The 17,000-nt window shown below is 72.3% G+C and carries 18 protein-coding genes; 10 read left to right on the top strand and 8 right to left on the bottom strand.

The window, feature by feature from the left end:
* Positions 1 to 26: 26 nt before the first annotated feature.
* Together FJK98_RS04545 and FJK98_RS04550 are read right to left on the bottom strand one after the other, a co-directional pair.
* On the bottom strand, positions 27 to 752 hold the full coding sequence (locus tag FJK98_RS04545; protein WP_145917905.1) for a GtrA family protein: 726 nt from the start codon (positions 750 to 752) through the stop codon (positions 27 to 29).
* 63 nt (positions 753 to 815) lie between these two features.
* Complete coding sequence (locus FJK98_RS04550) at positions 816 to 1,352, bottom strand: GtrA family protein (protein ID WP_145922567.1); 537 nt, start codon at positions 1,350 to 1,352, stop codon at positions 816 to 818.
* Positions 1,353 to 1,721: 369 nt separating this feature from the next.
* On the opposite strand from FJK98_RS04550, the gene FJK98_RS04555 reads away from it, so the two are divergent.
* From FJK98_RS04555 to FJK98_RS04565, 3 genes are all read left to right on the top strand, one after another.
* Positions 1,722 to 3,563: a phosphoenolpyruvate carboxykinase (GTP) gene (locus FJK98_RS04555; RefSeq protein WP_145917906.1), complete on the top strand. Its 1,842-nt coding sequence runs from the start codon at positions 1,722 to 1,724 to the stop codon at positions 3,561 to 3,563.
* A 40-nt stretch (positions 3,564 to 3,603) separates the two neighbouring features.
* The gene (locus tag FJK98_RS04560; protein WP_145917907.1) at positions 3,604 to 4,461 is read left to right on the top strand and encodes a hypothetical protein; all 858 of its coding nucleotides are present in this window, start codon (positions 3,604 to 3,606) and stop codon (positions 4,459 to 4,461) included.
* 135 nt (positions 4,462 to 4,596) lie between these two features.
* Positions 4,597 to 5,367: an isoprenyl transferase gene (locus FJK98_RS04565; RefSeq protein WP_145917908.1), complete on the top strand. Its 771-nt coding sequence runs from the start codon at positions 4,597 to 4,599 to the stop codon at positions 5,365 to 5,367.
* Positions 5,368 to 5,429: 62 nt separating this feature from the next.
* Here the strand turns inward: FJK98_RS04565 and otsB are convergent, their stop codons facing one another.
* The 3 genes from otsB to FJK98_RS04580 form a co-directional block, all read right to left on the bottom strand.
* Positions 5,430 to 6,254, bottom strand: coding sequence for a trehalose-phosphatase (otsB, locus tag FJK98_RS04570; RefSeq protein WP_145917909.1), 825 nt, complete (start codon positions 6,252 to 6,254; stop codon positions 5,430 to 5,432).
* A gap of 90 nt (positions 6,255 to 6,344) precedes the next feature.
* Positions 6,345 to 6,698 carry a hypothetical protein gene (locus tag FJK98_RS04575; RefSeq protein ID WP_145917910.1) on the bottom strand — a complete coding sequence of 118 codons (354 nt, stop codon included), beginning with the start codon at positions 6,696 to 6,698 and terminating at the stop codon, positions 6,345 to 6,347.
* A gap of 162 nt (positions 6,699 to 6,860) precedes the next feature.
* Positions 6,861 to 7,301, bottom strand: a complete 441-nt coding sequence (locus FJK98_RS04580; protein ID WP_145917911.1) for an XRE family transcriptional regulator — start codon at positions 7,299 to 7,301, stop codon at positions 6,861 to 6,863.
* 265 nt (positions 7,302 to 7,566) lie between these two features.
* Here FJK98_RS04580 and FJK98_RS04585 point away from each other — a divergent pair, with 265 nt between their 5' ends.
* From FJK98_RS04585 to FJK98_RS04610, 6 genes are all read left to right on the top strand, one after another.
* The gene (locus tag FJK98_RS04585; RefSeq protein WP_088643976.1) at positions 7,567 to 7,911 is read left to right on the top strand and encodes a hypothetical protein; all 345 of its coding nucleotides are present in this window, start codon (positions 7,567 to 7,569) and stop codon (positions 7,909 to 7,911) included.
* Between the two features lie 31 nt (positions 7,912 to 7,942).
* A complete protein-coding gene (locus tag FJK98_RS04590; protein WP_145917912.1) occupies positions 7,943 to 8,284 on the top strand; it encodes a hypothetical protein in 342 nt (113 codons plus the stop codon).
* Positions 8,285 to 8,624: 340 nt separating this feature from the next.
* The gene (locus tag FJK98_RS04595; RefSeq protein ID WP_145917913.1) at positions 8,625 to 10,040 is read left to right on the top strand and encodes a PhoH family protein; all 1,416 of its coding nucleotides are present in this window, start codon (positions 8,625 to 8,627) and stop codon (positions 10,038 to 10,040) included.
* A gap of 289 nt (positions 10,041 to 10,329) precedes the next feature.
* On the top strand, positions 10,330 to 11,025 hold the full coding sequence (locus FJK98_RS04600) for a transglycosylase SLT domain-containing protein (RefSeq protein ID WP_145917914.1): 696 nt from the start codon (positions 10,330 to 10,332) through the stop codon (positions 11,023 to 11,025).
* A gap of 115 nt (positions 11,026 to 11,140) precedes the next feature.
* Positions 11,141 to 11,794 (top strand): rhomboid family intramembrane serine protease, encoded by a 654-nt coding sequence (locus FJK98_RS04605; RefSeq protein ID WP_145917915.1) that lies wholly within the window; start codon positions 11,141 to 11,143, stop codon positions 11,792 to 11,794.
* Positions 11,795 to 11,937: 143 nt separating this feature from the next.
* Positions 11,938 to 12,906, top strand: a complete 969-nt coding sequence (locus FJK98_RS04610; RefSeq protein ID WP_088643981.1) for an NAD(P)/FAD-dependent oxidoreductase — start codon at positions 11,938 to 11,940, stop codon at positions 12,904 to 12,906.
* Positions 12,907 to 13,030: 124 nt separating this feature from the next.
* On the opposite strand, the gene FJK98_RS04615 is transcribed toward FJK98_RS04610, so the two are convergent.
* Positions 13,031 to 13,717, bottom strand: a complete 687-nt coding sequence (locus FJK98_RS04615) for a TetR/AcrR family transcriptional regulator (RefSeq protein WP_145917916.1) — start codon at positions 13,715 to 13,717, stop codon at positions 13,031 to 13,033.
* Positions 13,718 to 13,858: 141 nt separating this feature from the next.
* Between FJK98_RS04615 and FJK98_RS04620 the strand changes: the two genes are divergently transcribed.
* Positions 13,859 to 14,812 carry an NAD-dependent epimerase/dehydratase family protein gene (locus FJK98_RS04620; RefSeq protein ID WP_145917917.1) on the top strand — a complete coding sequence of 318 codons (954 nt, stop codon included), beginning with the start codon at positions 13,859 to 13,861 and terminating at the stop codon, positions 14,810 to 14,812.
* A gap of 42 nt (positions 14,813 to 14,854) precedes the next feature.
* Here the strand turns inward: FJK98_RS04620 and FJK98_RS04625 are convergent, their stop codons facing one another.
* On the bottom strand, positions 14,855 to 15,826 hold the full coding sequence (locus FJK98_RS04625) for a DMT family transporter (protein WP_145917918.1): 972 nt from the start codon (positions 15,824 to 15,826) through the stop codon (positions 14,855 to 14,857).
* Positions 15,823 to 16,854 carry a class II fructose-bisphosphatase gene (gene glpX, locus FJK98_RS04630; RefSeq protein WP_145917919.1) on the bottom strand — a complete coding sequence of 344 codons (1,032 nt, stop codon included), beginning with the start codon at positions 16,852 to 16,854 and terminating at the stop codon, positions 15,823 to 15,825. Before glpX ends, FJK98_RS04625 begins: the two co-directional genes overlap by 4 nt.
* Positions 16,855 to 17,000 lie beyond the last annotated feature (146 nt).

Here is a 17,000-nt window from a genome sequence, read left to right on the forward strand (position 1 = left end):
AACCGGCCCGCCGGCCCCGGGGTCGGTCAGGGGCGCGGCGTGCGGCGGGTGCTGCCGGCGTGCAGCTCGGCGGCCAGCTCCGCGTCCAGGTCGCCGCCCGCGACGGCCGGGCCGAGGGTGCCGCCCCGGCCCTGCTTGAACACCGGTTCGACGGTCGGGGCCGGCGTCCCGGTCACCGGGGCGGTGCGGTCCTCGGCCTGGCCCTGGGCCTCTTCCAGTTCGCTCACCGATTCGGCCAGCTCGGCGACCGGGTCCAGCTCGGCCATGGTGTCCCACTCGTCCCGCTTGATGGAGTGCCAGGTCTCCTCGGCGTGCTTGGGGACCGGCTGGAAGACGAAGGTCCGGTAGGACCAGAACCGGAACAGGGTGGCGAGCAGCACACCGCCGGTCTTGGCCACGTTGAGCGCGAGCAGGCTGTTGAACCCCAGGCCGTACTTGGCGGCGGCGAGCACACCGAGTTCGATGATCAGACCGGCGCCGTTGAACAGGAAAAACAGGGCGTACTCGCGCCGAAGGGCCGATTTCGGCCGGTCCCGGTACGTCCAGTGACGATTCATCAGATACGACGTGATCGTCGCCACGATGGTGGCGATGACCGTCGCCTTCAGTTGACCGTCGACAAAAACGGTGAGTGCCAGAGCATTGAACACCGCGTAATTGATGACGGTGTTGACGCCCCCGACGATGCCGAATTTGAGCGCCTCGCGGATGAACTTCTGCCAGCGCTCGGGCAGCAGACGGACAAGACGCATGCGCAACACCTTAGGGCTGAGGACGGGTGCCGGGAACTCCGGCTGGACGGGGTGGACGACCGGTCACGACCCGGACGACGGGTCGCTGGTCGCCTCCGTGACGGCGGGAGTTCCCGCTTCGACGAAGACGAACCGTCGGTACGACCAGAACCGGAACAGCGTGCCGAGCGCGGTGCCCACCACGTAGCTGGCGATGTTGTCGGCCAGCGGGGTGCGGAACACGCCGGGCCAGATGCTGCCCAGCCCGTAACGGCTGCCCGCCAGGCAGGCCACCGCGATGCCCAGGCCGACCGCGTTGAAGAAGAAGAACAGCGCGTACTCGCGGGCCGGGTTGGAGCGGACCCGGTGCCGCCAGGTCCAGAACCGGTTGCCCACGAACGCGACGGTCGCCGCGATCACCGTGGAGATGACCCGTGCGGTCACCGGTTCGACTCCGCGCCCCAGCGTGAGGTAGTTGAACAGCGCGAAGTCGACCAGGAAGGCCACCCCGCCCACGGTGGCGAACTTGCTCAACTCGCGCAGCAGGTGGCCGAACCGGTCCAGCAACGAACGGACCAGACCCGGGCGGGTCTGCGGGGCACCCGGCTGGTCCCCGGTCATCGTCGCGGCCACCTCGCGAGCGTACCGGTAACCGGCGTCGCGGACGGGGCACCACCGGCGACCCGCCGCGCGCGGTGGGCCGACCCGGGCCGGCACCCGGTTCCCCCGTTGTCCGGGTGCCGTTCCCGCGCCCGCCGACAGTTCGTCGAAGGATTTGCGTGAAAGTGCGCGTGAAAGCGGGTATCAGCTCGTGTTACCGCAGCCGGGCCGTACCTTGTGCAGTTCTTCACAACCAGTCCCACTGACTCGCGGGTCCGCCCGGTTTACGCTGAGGCCAATCCCAGGTTTCCACGAAGGCGACGCGGCCCGCGTCCGCCGAGACTCGTGCATCCCATAAATCGGTCAGCGTCGACCACAAGGAGATGAGTCATGGTTGCTCCGGCTACTGTGCGGGGGATCGATCAGGCCCCCACGACCCACCCCAAGCTGCTCGCCTGGGTCCGGGAGATCGCGGAACTGACCACCCCCGACCGGGTGGTCTGGGTGGACGGATCCGACGAGGAGTGGCGGCGTCTCACCGACGAACTCGTCGACAACGGCACCCTCGTCCGGTTGAACCCGGAGAAGAAGCCGAACTCCTTCTACTCCCGCACCGACCCCACGGACGTCGCCCGGGTCGAGGAGCGCACCTTCATCTGTTCCGTGGACGAGGCGGACGCCGGCCCCACCAACAACTGGATGGCGCCGGCCGAGATGAAGCGGACGATGACCGAGCTGTACCGGGGTGCGATGCGCGGCCGGACGATGTACGTCATCCCGTTCTGCATGGGCCCGGTCGAGGCCGAGAACCCGATGTTCGGTGTCGAGATCACCGACAGCCCGTACGTGGTCGCCTCGATGCGGATCATGACCCGGATGGGCGCGAGCGTGCTCGACGCGATGGGCGACGACGCCGACTTCGTGCACGCGCTGCACTCCATCGGCGCCCCGCTCGCCCCCGGCCAGTCCGACGTCGCCTGGCCGTGCAACGAGACGAAGTACATCTCGCACTTTCCGGAGACCCGGGAGATCTGGTCCTTCGGCTCCGGGTACGGCGGCAACTCGCTGCTCGGCAAGAAGTGCTACTCGCTGCGGATCGCCAGCGTGATGGGGCGGGACGAGGGCTGGCTCGCCGAGCACATGCTGATCCTCAAGATCACCTCTCCGGAGGGGAAGGTCTACCACGTGGCGGGCGCGTTCCCGTCCGCCTGCGGCAAGACCAACCTGGCCATGCTGGAGCCGACAATCCCCGGCTGGAAGGTCGAGACCATCGGCGACGACATCGCCTGGATGCGGTTCGGCCCCGACGGCCGCCTCTACGCGGTCAACCCGGAGTACGGCCTGTTCGGCGTCGCGCCGGGCACCGACTGGAAGACCAACGCCAACGCGATGCGGACACTGGACCGGGGCAACTCGATCTTCACCAACGTCGCCCTCACCGACGACGGCGACATCTGGTGGGAGGGCATGGGCGAGCCGCCGGCCCACCTGATCGACTGGAAGGGCAACGACTGGACGCCGGAGAGCGAGGACCTCTCCTCCCACGCGAACAGCCGGTTCTGCACCCCGATCACCCAGTGCCCGATCCTGGCCGACGACTACTTCGACCCCAACGGCGTGCCGATCGACGCGATCCTGTTCGGTGGCCGTCGCCGGGACACCATCCCGCTGGTTACCGAGGCCCGCGACTGGGTGCACGGGGTGTACCTGGGGGCGACGCTGTCCTCGGAGACCACCGCCGCCGCGTCCGGCGCGGTCGGCGTGGTGCGCCGCGACCCGATGGCGATGCTGCCGTTCATCGGCTACCACGCCGGTGACTACTTCAACCACTGGATCGAGATGGGCAAGGGCGTCGACGGCGACGCCGCCAAGCTGCCCAAGATCTACTACGTGAACTGGTTCCGCAAGGACGCCGAGGGCAACTTCCTCTGGCCCGGCTTCGGCGAGAACTCGCGGGTGCTCAAGTGGGTCGTCGAGCGGATCGAGGGCAGCGCCGACGCGGTCGAGACCCCGATCGGCATGGTCCCGACCGCCGACGCGCTCGACGTCGAGGGGCTCGACATGACCCCGGAGGACGTCCGGATCGCCCTGAAGGTCGACCCGCAGGAGTGGCGCGACGAGCTGCCGCTGGTCACCGAGTGGTTCGAGAAGTTCGGTGACAAGCTGCCGGCCGTCCTCTGGTCGGAGCTGGACGCCCTGCGCGCCCGGCTCGACGCGGAGCAGCCCCGGTAGCAGGTGTGCCGCCCGCCCGTACCGGGCAAGACCGGAAGCCATGAGGACGGCCGCCGTGACCCCACCGGTCCGGCGGCCGTCCGCCGTCCGGGCGCTGACCACCCTGCTCGCGTCGACCGCCGCCGCCACCGTCGCGGTCGAGCTGCTCAACTGGTGGTACGCCCCGGAGCAGGAGTTCGGCCTGGCGGTGCGCACCGGCTGGGCGATGCTGCGGTCGCTGGGCTTCCTGGTGCTGATCGGGCAGGTGAACCGGGGGCGGGCCGGGGCGAAGCCGTTCGGGCTGATCCTCGCCGTGACCACCGTCTTCGCGGTCGGTCGGCTGGTGGTGCCCCGGCAGGGCGTGCCGCCGCTGCCCGGCCTGCTCGGCTTCGCCGTGCTCACCGCGCTCTGCGTGGCCGTGGTCGTGCTGCTCTACCGCTCCGACGCGGTCGCCGGGCACCTGGTGCGCCACCGCAAGGGCCTGGTCGTCGAGGGCGGCACCATCAGCTGGCGGGAGGTCGCGCCGAAACGCCCCGCGGTGACCGGCTGGCTGCTGACCAGCCGGGTGGCCGCGTTCACGTACAGCCCGTTGATGCTGGTGCCGGCGCTGGTGGCCGGCGGCGCGGTGCTGGACGGCCGGCTCGCCGTCGTACCGGTGGTGCTGGCCTGGTTCGCTGCCGGCATCGTGGTCAGCTACCTGGTGCTGTTCTGTACGGCGTTCCTGCTGCGCGGCAGGCGGTGGGCCCGCCGCCTGCTGGTGACGATCACCCTGGGCGTGCTCGCGGTGAACCTGCCGCTGTGCTGGTGGCTGCTCGGCCTGGACGGTCTGGTCCGCGACGGCGCACCCCTGCTGGCGGCGGCCACCCTGGCCCTCTACGCCCTGCACCGCGCCCCCGCCCCCGACGCCCCGCCCCGGTGATCACACGCCCCCGCTCCGGTGATCAAGAGATTTCCGTCAGTGGACGAACCCGCCGACGACGTATTTCTCTTGATCACGCGCGGAGTGCGCCACCGAGGCACTGATGTTCGGTGTGGGTCGCTACGCTGCAAGGTGATGACTCTGCGGAAACTTCTCTACTCCGTCTACGAGCGCCGGCTGACGGCCAGGCTCGCGGGTCGACCGGTGCCCCGGCACGTCGGCGTGATGTGCGACGGCAACCGCCGGTGGGCGCGGGAGATGGGCTTCGTCGACCCGAACGACGGGCACCGGATGGGCGCCGAGCGGATCAAGGAACTGCTGCGCTGGTGCGACGCGGCCGGCGTCGGCCACGTCACGCTCTGGCTGCTCTCCACCGACAACCTGTCCCGGCCGGCGGAGGAGCTGGACCCGCTGCTCCAGATCATCGAGGATCTCAGCACCGAGCTGGCCGAGGAGGGCAACCCCTGGCGGCTGCGGATGGTCGGCGCGCTCGACGTGCTGCCCAACCAGCACGCCCAGGCGCTCAAGGCCGCCGAGGAACGCACCCGGGAACGCACCGGAGGCGCGCAGGTCAACATCGCCGTCGGGTACGGCGGCCGGCGCGAGATCACCGACGCGGTGCGGTCGCTGCTGGTGGAGCACGCGGCCAAGGGCGGCACCATCGAGGAACTGGCCGGCACACTGGACGTCGACCACATCTCCGAGCACCTCTACACCCGGGGCCTGCCCGATCCGGATCTGATCATCCGGACCAGCGGCGAACAGCGCCTGTCCGGTTTCATGCTCTGGCAGTCGGCGCACTCGGAGTTCTACTTCTGCGAGCTGAACTGGCCCGACTTCCGGCGGGTCGACTTCCTGCGCGCCCTGCGTTCCTACGGCACCCGGCAACGCCGCTACGGCACCTGACCCGCCGACGCGACCGGCGGGTCGTCCACCCGGCGCCCCGGTCGACGCCCGCGCGGGCACGCTCAGGTCAGGTGGTGCACGGCCCGGGTGAGGAAGTCGCCAAGCGCGGCGGGGGAGTCGATGGTGAGGTCGGCGGCCTCGGCGACCTCCCGCCCGGTCTCCGGGTTGGCCACCGCCACGCAGATGCCGAGGAACCCCGGGTCGGCGGCCGACCGGGCGCGCAGCGCCGCGAACGCCTTGATGTCGGAGACGTCGTCGCCGAAATACCACGCGCCGCCGGCGTCCCGGACCACCTCGCCGATGACCAGCCCCTTGTCCCGGTCGACGGGGGGCTTGAGTTCCAGCACCATCCGGCCGGCCTGCACCCGCAGCCCGAGCTGTTCGGCCTGCGCCCGCCCCCACTGCTCGACCGCCGGGCCGAGCTGCTGCGCGGTACGCCAGTGCAGCGCCACGCTCAGCCGCTTGAACTCCACCAGCGCCCCGGCGGGCAGTTCGGCGCGGGCCCGGTCGGCCAGTTCGGCCATGGTGGGCACCCACGGCAGCGCGGCGGGTTCGGTGACGGTCTCGCCGCCGGAGTGGCTGTGCTCCAGACCGTACAGTCCGTAGAGGTCGATCCCGGTGAGGCCGCCGAGGTGGTCACGGAGGAAGTCGACGGGTCGGGCGGAGACGATCGCCACCCGCTGCACCACCGGGGCGAGCGCCTCCAGTGCGGCGAGCACCTTGGGGGCGGGGCGTACCGCGGTGGGGTCGTCGTCGACCGGCGCGAGGGTGCCGTCGAAGTCGAAGAAGAGGACGGTGTCGGCGGCCCGCTCGGCGGTGGTACGCCAGGCGTGCTCAGCATCCAGCGGGGTCTGCGGCTGCTGGTTACCCAGATTCAACGGCGGCACGCGCGACAGCGTACCCCGGCGGCGGTGGCTGATTCGTGGCTTCGGAGTGGCTTCTTGACACCGCCGGGGTGTGTGGTCCGTGAGTGCCCCTCAGCGTTCGGCGGCTCCCCGCCCCCGCCGACCCAACGGCACCACGGTGGCCTCCTGGCCCTGGTTGAGCAGGTAGCCCTCGACGAAGCCGGTGTTCCGGTCGCCGGTGCGGGTCTCGATCTCGTTGAGCCGCGCCACCAGGAACTCAGTGAGCGCGCTGACCCGGTCGTCGAGCCGGTCGTGCAGTTCGGCGACCACCGCCAGGACGACGGCGGTGCCGGCGACGGTCAGCGCGAAGAGGTTGAACACCAGCGGGATCTGCCCGCTCCCGCCCACGCCGGCCACCAGGTTCGCGGTCACGCACGCGGTCAGGGAGACTGCCGCGACCACGACTGCCCACCACTTCAGGGTCATGGACAGACCCCTCCTTCTGTCCCGCAGGGCTGAGTTCGGCCTTGTCCCGTCCCCCCGCCGACGACGAGCCCAAGCAGTACGAATAGGGACGCTAGCGTGCCCGTTGCCGGCCCGGAGCGAAACGATCGGGTCTGCTCAGGCGTTCTTTCGCCATCTGAGGAACTACCCGGCCTGCTCTCCGCCCTTTCGGACATCGAGCGGGAGAGTGGGGCGGTATGCGAGGTAACGAATGGTTTCCCGGATGTGGAACTTCTCCGCGTCCGACACGGCGGGGTCGACCAGCCGGCGCAGCAGCGCCTCGACGTCCGGGTCCATCGGGGGAGTGCCGGGGGCGCCCCGGGGGGTGGCGGCGCGGTCCCAGCCGAGGGCGGCGAAGGCGGCGGCCGGGTTGAGGCCCAGCCCCTCACAGAACGCCACCACCCGTTCCGCCTCCGGGTCGCTGGCCCAGTCGCCGCGGACCCACCTGTTGATCGTCTGACGGGAGACGCCGGTGCGGCGGGAGACCTCGGTGCCGGTCCAGGCGCGCATCGCCCGGGCGTCGTCGAGGGCCCGACGAACGAAGGTGGCGAATGCGATCTTCCGGGCGGGGGCGGTCTCGGTCACCCCGAAACCGTACGACCGCAGCGCCCCTCCGGGCTGCCCGGGGCGGATCTTTGTCACGCATGTGAGACGACCTCATCGGGTCGTCCGTACCCGCTCAGGAGTCGGTGCGAAGGGGTCTCACCTGGGCATAATACCGCCAAGCGAGGCAACCGGGAACCGGACGAAAAGCTGATACTGTCACGCTCATGGGACAATCTACGGTGTGTCACGTGCTTGAGACGATCAGTGCTCACATGCGTCACGCTCCCGGTGCGAGGGGGACCCGGTGACCGAACTCGCGACCCGTGCCCAGGCCTTCGGCCTGATCGCGGAGGGGGTCGCCGCCGGCCTGAGCGCGCCCTGGCGGCTCTACCTCGCCCGGGGTTGCCGCTACCTGTCACTGAGCGTCGGCGACCGCGATGAGTGGAACGCCTGGCGGACCCATCTCGGCTGCCCGGAGATGAGCGTCCGGGTCTACGACGCCGGTGGCGAGATCCGCCGCTCCTCGATGGCCGAGGTCGTCCTGGACGGCTGCCGGATCAGCGTCGAACTGGTCGAGGAGGTCAGCACCGAGGACCTGGAACGGCTGCTGGTCGTCGACCCGAGCCCGGCCGAGCCGGAGGACCGGTGACCCGGCCGGCGCGGCCCACCGGAGCCGCCCGATGAGCCCCCTGCTCGCCCTGTTCCTCGTCCTCGTCCTCGGGGCGACCAGCTACGCCGCCGGCCGGTTGCACGGTCAGCTCAGCTACCGGATCGGGTACCGCTTCGGCTACCGGCAGGGCTACTTCGACGGGGACCGGGGGGCCTGGAACCGTCGGCGGCGCGACGCCCAGGCCGTGCTCGCCTCGGCGCTCACCGCCCCGGCCGTGCCGGCCAACGCCGCGCGGCGTCCCACCACCGCGGTCCGCCAGGGCACCACGTACACCGGCTCCTCGTTCGCCAGCCCGCCGGGCCCGGTCGCCGGTCGGCACCCGACCGGCACCCTGGTCCGCCGGCCCGGCTGAACCCACGGGGGCCGGGAGCCGTCGGTACGGCGTGCCGACACGACCGCGTCGACCGGTGACGCGGTTGCACCGGCCGGGATGCGCGCAGGGGGCAGGCATCCCGGCCGGTCCGCGCCGCCCGCCGGGCGGGGCGTGCCCGGTGCGGGGGAGATCCTCGTCCGCCCTCTAGCCGAGGCGGCCCGGCGCCGCTAGCGTCTAGGCATGACCCGGGGTTTTCCCGGGTCAGCCGGCCGCCCGGATCTGCGACCTCGCGCACGGGGTTCCGCATCCGACCCCGTGTCCCCGGGCACCGGAGGAGGCGGAACGCGGATGGCGGATGCCCGTCCGTCGGAGCAGGCCTGTGACGACTCGCCGTACGCCCGCCGGTGTCGACCAGATCCCGGCCGCGACTGCCACGACCCGCCGAGCCACCCGGAGCCGCCGTCCGGCGGCCGCCGCCCCGCCCGGCCCCGAGGAGCCCGGCCCAGCCGGCCAGGTGTTCGTTCTGGACACGTCGGTGCTCCTGTCCGACCCGGCGGCCTTCCACCGCTTCGCCGAGCACGAGGTGGTCCTGCCGCTCGTGGTGATCTCGGAGTTGGAGGGCAAACGACACCACCCGGAGCTGGGCTGGTTCGCCCGCCAGTCCCTGCGCATGCTCGACGAGCTGCGGGTCCGGCACGGTCGACTGGACCGTCCGGTGCCCGCCAACGAGTCCGGCGGCACGCTCACCGTGGAGCTGAACCACTCGGACGACGGCGTCCTGCCCCCCGGGTTCCGCAACGAGTCCAACGACGCGCGCATCCTGTCGGTGGCGCTGAACCTGGCCGCCGAGGGGCGGGAGGTGACGCTGGTCAGCAAGGACATGCCGCTGCGGGTCAAGGCCGCCTCGGTCGGGCTGCGGGCCGACGAGTACCGGCACGGCCAGGCCAGCGACCCGACCTGGACCGGGATGGCCGAGCTGGAGCTGGGCGAGGACGAGATCGGCCGGCTCTACGCCGGGGACTGCCTCGACCTGGACGCCGCCGCCGGCCTGTCCTGCCACACCGGCCTGGTGCTGCACTCCGCCCGGGGATCGGCCCTGGGTCGGGTGCTGCCCGACAAGACCGTCCGGCTGGTACGGGGCGACCGGGAGGCGTTCGGCGTACACGGCCGCTCGGCCGAGCAGCGGATCGCGCTGGACCTGCTGCTCGACGAGTCGATCGGCATCGTGTCGCTGGGCGGCCGGGCCGGCACCGGCAAGTCGGCGCTGGCGCTGTGCGCCGGGCTGGAGGCGGTGATGGAGCGCCGCCGGCACAAGAAGGTGGTGGTCTTCCGCCCGCTCTACGCCGTCGGCGGGCAGGAGCTGGGCTACCTGCCCGGTTCCGAGTCGGAGAAGATGTCGCCCTGGGCGCAGGCCGTGTTCGACACCCTCGGGGCGGTGGTGCACGAGAACGTGCTGGAGGAGGTCACCTCGCGGGGCATCCTGGAGGTCCTCCCGCTGACCCACATCCGGGGCCGGAGCCTGCACGACGCCTTCGTCATCGTCGACGAGGCCCAGTCGTTGGAGCGGGGCGTGCTGCTCACCGTGCTGTCCCGGATCGGGCAGGGCTCGCGGGTGGTGCTCACCCACGACGTCGCCCAGCGGGACAACCTGCGGGTGGGGCGGCACGACGGGGTGACGGCGGTGATCGAGGCGTTGAAGGGTCATCCGCTCTTCGCGCACGTCACGTTGAACCGGTCCGAGCGTTCCCCGATCGCGGCGATGGTGACCGATCTGTTGGAGGACATCCCGGGCTGACCGTCGCGGGGGGCGAGGTCCGCCCCTCATCGTCCGCATTCACTTTGTGGCGCAGGTCACAAAACAGCCGGTCCGTTTCCCATGCGCCTCACTGTGCGCAATCGTGTCCCACGAGCGTCCACGTCCCGGCGGGGGTGTTGGTGACCGTTCGTCCCCTTCCGGGGACGGGTAGTCACCCCCCTGTCGGTGCGTCGGTAGCGACCGGCTCAGGTCGGGGCGCTCGCGGTACGACCGCGCCCGTCGAGGGCCGGTCCGCGCCGCGTCCTTGCCCCCGACGAAGGGACACTTCGTGAGTCGGCTGTGGAGCCGGTTCGGTGCCCGTACGGCCGCCGTCGCACTGCTCTCCGTGGGCGTTGCCGGCGGCTTCTATCTGGGCGAAGACCGGGAAACCCAGCAACAGGGCCTGACCGCACAGGTCGGCCTCCAGGTCGACCAGGCCGAGTACGACTACCAGCGCGACCGGCAGGCCGACCACCGGCGGGAGTCCGCCAAGCAGCGGGCCGCCGAGTACCAGGCGAAGCTGCGGGCCGCCGCGGCGGCCAAGGAAGCCGCCCAGCGGGCCAAGGCCGCCGAGGCCGCCGCCGCGTCGCGGAAGAAGGAGCGCGAGGCCGAGGCCAAGGCCAAGGAGGAGGACGGGAAGATCAAGCCCTTCGCCGGCCCGATCCCCGCCTCGTGCAACTCGTACAGCGGGCACCGCAAGACCGGCTGCGCGATGCTCCTCAAGGAGGGCTTCAAGATCGACCAGATGCCCTGCCTGGACAGACTCTGGACCAAGGAGAGCGGCTGGAACCCCAAGGCCAGCAACTCCTCGTCCGGCGCGTACGGCATCCCGCAGGCGGTGCCGGGCAGCAAGATGAGCTCGGTCGCCAGCGACTGGAAGACCAACCCGGCCACCCAGATCAAGTGGGGCCTCGGCTACATCGAGGGCCGGTACGACAACCCGTGCGGCGCCTGGGCCAAGAGCCAGAGTTCCGGCTGGTACTGAGCGACGACCGGAACGGCGGGGCGGGTGGGCGACCACCCGCCCCGCCGTCGTCGTACCCCCCGGTGGCGCGGGACCCGGGTGGCGGTCGGCGAAGAATGCTGATAGCCATGGTGGGGTGACCCTGCACCCGACGGGCGGCGACCCCGACCGGTTCGGCACCGAGGCGTTCTACGCGTCGCTCGGCCGGGCCTTCGTCGCCATGTGCGCGGTGGTGCCGTTCCTCTTCCTCATCGAGGCCCTCGACCAGGGGCTCGGCTTCGGGCTCGACGTGGCCGCCGGGATCATCCCGCAGCGCATCCAGGGGCTCGACGGGGTGTTCTTCTCGCCGTTCCTGCACCACGGCTTCGACCACCTCTACAGCAACAGCATCCCGCTGATCCTGCTGGGCACCTTCGTGCTGGCCGCCGGCACCCGCCGGTTCCTCTGGTCCACCCTGGTCATCATCCTGGTCAGCGGGCTCGGCGTCTGGTTCACCGGCTCGCCCAACTCGGTGGTCGTCGGGGCGAGCGGGGTCATCTTCGGCTACCTGGGCCTGCTGTTCACCCGGGGCATCGTCGAGCGGAGCTGGTGGAACTTCGGGGTGGTGCTGCTGGTCGGCCTGCTCTACGGCTGGCAACTGCTCGGCATCCTCCCCACCGACGAGCGGATCTCCTGGCAGGGGCACCTGTTCGGGCTGCTCGGCGGGGTGGTCGCGGCGATCCTGTTCCGGCGTCGCCGCCCGTACGACCCGTACCGGGAGTACCGGGTGGAGTCCACCCTGACGCCCTGAGCGGGGCGACCCGCCCGGCCCGCGTGGCGGGGGCGGGACATGCTTGCCCGGGCCGCACGTCGGGCCTACCGTCGGCAGCAGCACGCGTCGCCCGCCACCGGCGCGGCGCACGTTGATCGCCAGCGGAAAGCGACGGTACGCCCATGCGCGAGGTCGATGTCGCCGTGATCGGAGCCGGCCCGACCGGGCTGTTCGCCGCGTACTACGCGGGTTTCCGGGGGCTGTCGGTGGCGGTCGTCGACGCGCTGCCCGAGCCGGGCGGGCAGATCACCGCCATGTACCCGGAGAAGCTGATCCTCGACGTCGCCGGCTTCCCCGCCGTCAAGGGCCGGGACCTGGTCGCCAACCTGCTCGCCCAGGCCGCGCCCTACCACCCGGAATACCTGCTGGGCACCCGGGCCGAGAAGCTCGCCCACACCGACGGCCGGCCGGTGCTGGGCCTGGCCGGCGGCGAGCAGTTGCGCTGCGGCGCGGTGCTGGTCACCGGCGGGCTGGGCAGCTTCACCCCGCGCCCGCTGCCGGTCGCGGACAGCTTCGTCGGCGGCGGGATCGTCTACTTCGTACCGGAGCCGACCGCGCTGGCCGACCGGGACGTCCTGATCGTGGGCGGCGGGGACTCGGCGTTCGACTGGGCGGCCACCCTGCAACCGCTGGCCCGCTCGGTGACCCTGGTGCACCGTCGGGAGCGGTTCCGGGCGCACGCCGCGACCGTCGCCCGGGTGCTGTCGCTGCCGGTGCGGGTCGTGGTCAACGCCGAGGTGACCCGGCTTTACGGCGACGACACCGTCACCGCCGCCGAGATCACCGTCCGGGGCGGGGCGGCCGAGACGCTGCCGGTCGACACGGTGGTCGCGGCGCTCGGCTTCACCGCCGACCTGGGGCCGCTGGCCGAGTGGGGGTTGCGGCTGGACCGCCGGCACATCGTGGTGGACAGCGCGATGGCGACCAACCTGCCCCGGGTCTTCGCCGCCGGTGACATCACCGAGTACCCGGGCAAGGTACGGCTGATCGCCACCGGCTTCGGCGAGGCCGCGACCGCCGTCAACAACGCCGCCGTCGCCATCGACCCGGCGGCCCACCTCTTCCCCGGCCACTCCTCCGACGCCGGCTGACCCACCGCGCGTCGCGCCGGCCGATCCGCCGCTCGTGGCCGGCCGCCGGGGCAGTGCCACAAGGCGGGCGTACCCGGCCCGACCGTGGTGCGGGCCGCTCCGGGCGGTGTTCCGGCGGGCCGGGTCAGGGCAGGCCGACGAGGTCGGCCATCAGGGCGGTCTGGTGGTCGAAGTAGGCGTCCCGGTGCGGGACGACCGGGTCGAGGCGGCCGAAGAGGTCGAAGCTGATCAGCCCGAAGAGCTGGGTCCAGCCGGCCATGCCCCGGGCGAGCAGGGCTTCGGGCAGGCCGGGGAAGAGGCCGGCGGCGATCTCGGCCAGGTCGGCCCGGACCGGCTCGGGCAGGTCGTCGTCGGGCGGGGTGATCCGGCCGGCGGCCACCCCGTCGCGGAGGATGCCGAGCAGGGTCAGCGGTGGGCGCTGCGCGGGGAGCACGGTGTCGACGGGGGCGGCGTACCCGGGCACCGGGCTGCCGTAGAGCAGGGCGTACTCGGCGGGGTGGGCCAGCGCCCAGGTGCGGGCGGCCCGGCAGACGGCGTGCCAGCGTCCGCGCAGGTCGGCCCGGCCGACGGCGGCGTCGGCGGCCTCCACCGCGTCGCCGAGCGCCTGGTACGCCTCGATGATCAGCGCGGTGAGCAGGTCGTCCCGGCTGGGGAAGTAGCGGTAGATCGCGGACGACACCATCCCCATGTCCCGGGCGACCGCCCGCAGCGAGAGGTCGGCGCCGTCGCTGGCGAGGTGGCGGCGGGCCACCGCCTTGATCTCGTCGATCATCTCGGCGCGGACCCGGGCGCGGATCGAGGAAGCCGGCATGCCTGCACTCTGCCACGGAACAGAGCGCCAATCAAAATAGAGAGCACTGCTCTTGACTTGGTCGATCGGGTCGGCGATGCTGGACGCAGCTCGACGAGAGCAGTGCTCTCTATTCGGTCTCCTGCTTCGAAAGGTTCTCCCATGTCGCTGCACGTGATCGTCGGTGCCGGCCCGGTCGGCACCGCCACCGCCCACCACCTCGCCGAGCGGGGCGAGCAGGTCCGGCTCGTCACCCGCCGGGGCACCGGCCCCGTCGACCCGGCGATCGAGCGGATCGCCGCCGACGCCGCCGACGCCGACCGGCTGACCGCCCTCACCGACGGGGCGGTCGCGCTCTACAACTGCGCCAACCCCGCCTACCACCGGTGGGCCACCGACTGGCCGCCGCTGGCCGGCGCGCTGCTCACCACCGCCGGGCGCACCGGCGCGGTGCTCGCCACCGTCGGCTGCCTCTACGGCTACGGCCCGGTCGACGCGCCGATGACCGAGGACACCCCGCTCGCCGCCACCGGCACCAAGGGGCGGGTCCGCAACCGGATGTGGACCGAGGCGCTCGCCGCCCACCGCGCCGGCCGGGCCCGGACCACCGAGGTACGCGGCTCGGACTACCTCGGCGCCGAGGGCAACTCCCTGCTGCCGCTGGTGCTGCCGAAGGTGCTCGCCGGCCAGCGGGTCCTCCTGCCGGTGAACTGGGACGCCCCGCACACCTGGACGTACGTCGGGGACGTGGTGCGTACCCTGGTCGCCGCCGCGACCGACGAGCGGGCCTGGGGACACGCCTGGCACGTGCCGAGCGGCCCGCCCGTCAGCGTCCGCGAGGTGGCCGTCCGGGCGGCCGAACTGGCCGACGCCCCGCCGCCGAAGCTGACCCGGCTGCCCTACCCGCTGCTCTGGCTCGGTGGCCTGACCGACCCGTTCGCCCGCGAGCTGCGGGAGACCGCGCACCAGTTCGCCCGGCCGTTCGTGATGGACTCGACCCGGGCCGCCACCGTCCTCGGCATCACCCCGACCCCGCTGGACGAGGCGCTGACCGCCGCCGTCCGCACCCTCACCGACGCCCTCGGGACGCCCACCCCGGCGGGCGCGGCCCACTGACCGCCGCCGGTCCGCCCGCCCGCACGGTCGGGTCGGGGCGGGTCAGCGGCGCGGTGCCGGGCCCAGCGCCGCCACCAGCACCGCGACCAGGGTGAGCGTCGCACCGGCCAGGGTGGCCGGGCCCGGGTGCGACGCCGACGTCGGCAGCACCACGTCCAGCACGACGGCCCCCACGACCTGGCCGGCGATGGTGGCCAGCCCCAGCAGCAGGACCCCGGTGAACCGGACGATCGCCGCCGCGACCGTGATGAAGACGATGCCGATCGGGCCACCCAGATAGAGCCACGGCTCGGTCGGCAGCGCGCCACCGGGAGCACCCCGGACCGCCAGGTCCACACCGAAGGTGATCAGCAGGGCCACCGTACCGACGGCGAAGTTGACCAGAGTGGCGGTGAGCGCACTGTCCGAAGCCGCCCGGACCAGCCCGTTGACCGCCTGCTGCCAGGCCAGCCCCAACCCGGCCAGCAACGGCAGCAGGGCCAGCGCCAGGGTGCCCGGGTCGCCGAGCCGGTCACCGACCGCCAGCAGCACGGCCAGCACGGTCAGCACCGCACCGGCCAGCCGGGAGACGGTCACCGGCTGCCGCCCGCCCGGCCCGATCCCCGCCCGGTCCACCGCCAGGCTGCTGGCCGACTGCCCGGCCACCACCGCCACGGTGAACACCGCCACGCCGAGCGCCCCGATGGTGAGGCCCTGGGTGGCGACCAGGAACGCCCCGCACACCCCGCCCAGCAACTGCCAGGGGCGCAGCGCCCCGGACCGCAGCGCCCCACGCAGGTCGGCCAGCCCACGCCGCCCCCCGGGCAGGGCCGGGACCAGCACCAGCAGCACCAGCAACCCCAGGCCGAAGGAAACCACCGCGGCGGCGATGCCGTCGGCCAGGCGTACGCCCAGCTCGCCGTTGATCCGGGACTGGACGGCCACGCCGACGCCGGCGGCGGTGGCCAACCCGATGCCGGCGATCCGACGGGCGGCGGGCAGGACGGGAGGGGCGGCGGTGCCGGAAACGGTCACTCCTGCTCTGCCAGGGGCCTGCCGTCGAAGTCCACCGCCGAGTAGAGGGCCAGCTTCTCCAGCCGGTGGTACGAGTCGATCACCCGGATCGTGCCGCTCTTGGATCGCATCACGATCGACTGGGTGTACGCCCCACCGGCCTGGTACCGCACCCCGCGCAGCAGGTCACCGGAGGTCACCCCGGTCGCCACGAAGAAGCAGTTGTCCCCGGTGACCAGGTCGTCGGTGCCGAGCACCCGGTCCAGGTCGTGCCCGGCGGCGAGCGCCTTCTCCCGCTCCTGCGCGTCCTGCGGCCAGAGCTTCGCCTGCATCGCCCCGCCCATGCACTTGAGCGCGCACGCCGAGATGATCCCCTCCGGGGTGCCGCCGATGCCCATCAGCACGTCGACGCCCGACTCGCCCCGGGCGGCGGCGATCGACCCGGCGATGTCGCCGTCGGAGATGAACCGGATGCCCGCCCCGGTGCGCCGGATCTGCCCGACCAGGTCGTCGTGCCGGGAGCGGTCCAGCACGCAGACGGTGACCTCGGCCACCTCGGTGCCCTTGACCTTGGCGATCCGCCGGATGTTCTCCGCCGGGCCGGCCTCGATGTCCACCACGTCGGCGTACTCCGGGCCGACGGCCAGCTTCTCCATGTAGAAGACGGCGCTCGGGTCGAACATCGCCCCCCGCTCCGAGACGGCCAGCACGGCGAGCGCGTTGGGCATGCCCTTGCTCATCAGCGTGGTGCCGTCGACCGGGTCCACCGCCACGTCCACCTCGGGACCGGTGCCGTCGCCCACCTGCTCGCCGTTGAACAGCATCGGCGCGTTGTCCTTCTCGCCCTCGCCGATCACCACGATGCCACGCATCTGGATCGAGTTGATCAGCTTGCGCATGGCGTCGACTGCTGCCCCGTCGCCACCCTCCTTGTCGCCCCGGCCGACCCACCGGCCGGCGGCCATCGCCGCGGCCTCGGTGACCCGGACCAGGTCGAGGGCGAGATTGCGGTCGAGATCCTGCGGGACCCGCGTCCTGGTGTTCGTCATGGCGGCTTCCTCCTCGCGACGGTGCGGGGTGGGCCGGCGGGACGCAGGTCGCCCCCTGCCGGCTGTGTCGCTGATCCTCACACGATGCCAGGTCCGGGGACGGGGCGGGGCGATGGTGGGCGGGATCGCCCCACCGGGCGGCTGCG

This window comes from Micromonospora sp. HM134 (assembly GCF_007833915.1).
GTDB classification, from domain to species: domain Bacteria; phylum Actinomycetota; class Actinomycetes; order Mycobacteriales; family Micromonosporaceae; genus Micromonospora; species Micromonospora wenchangensis.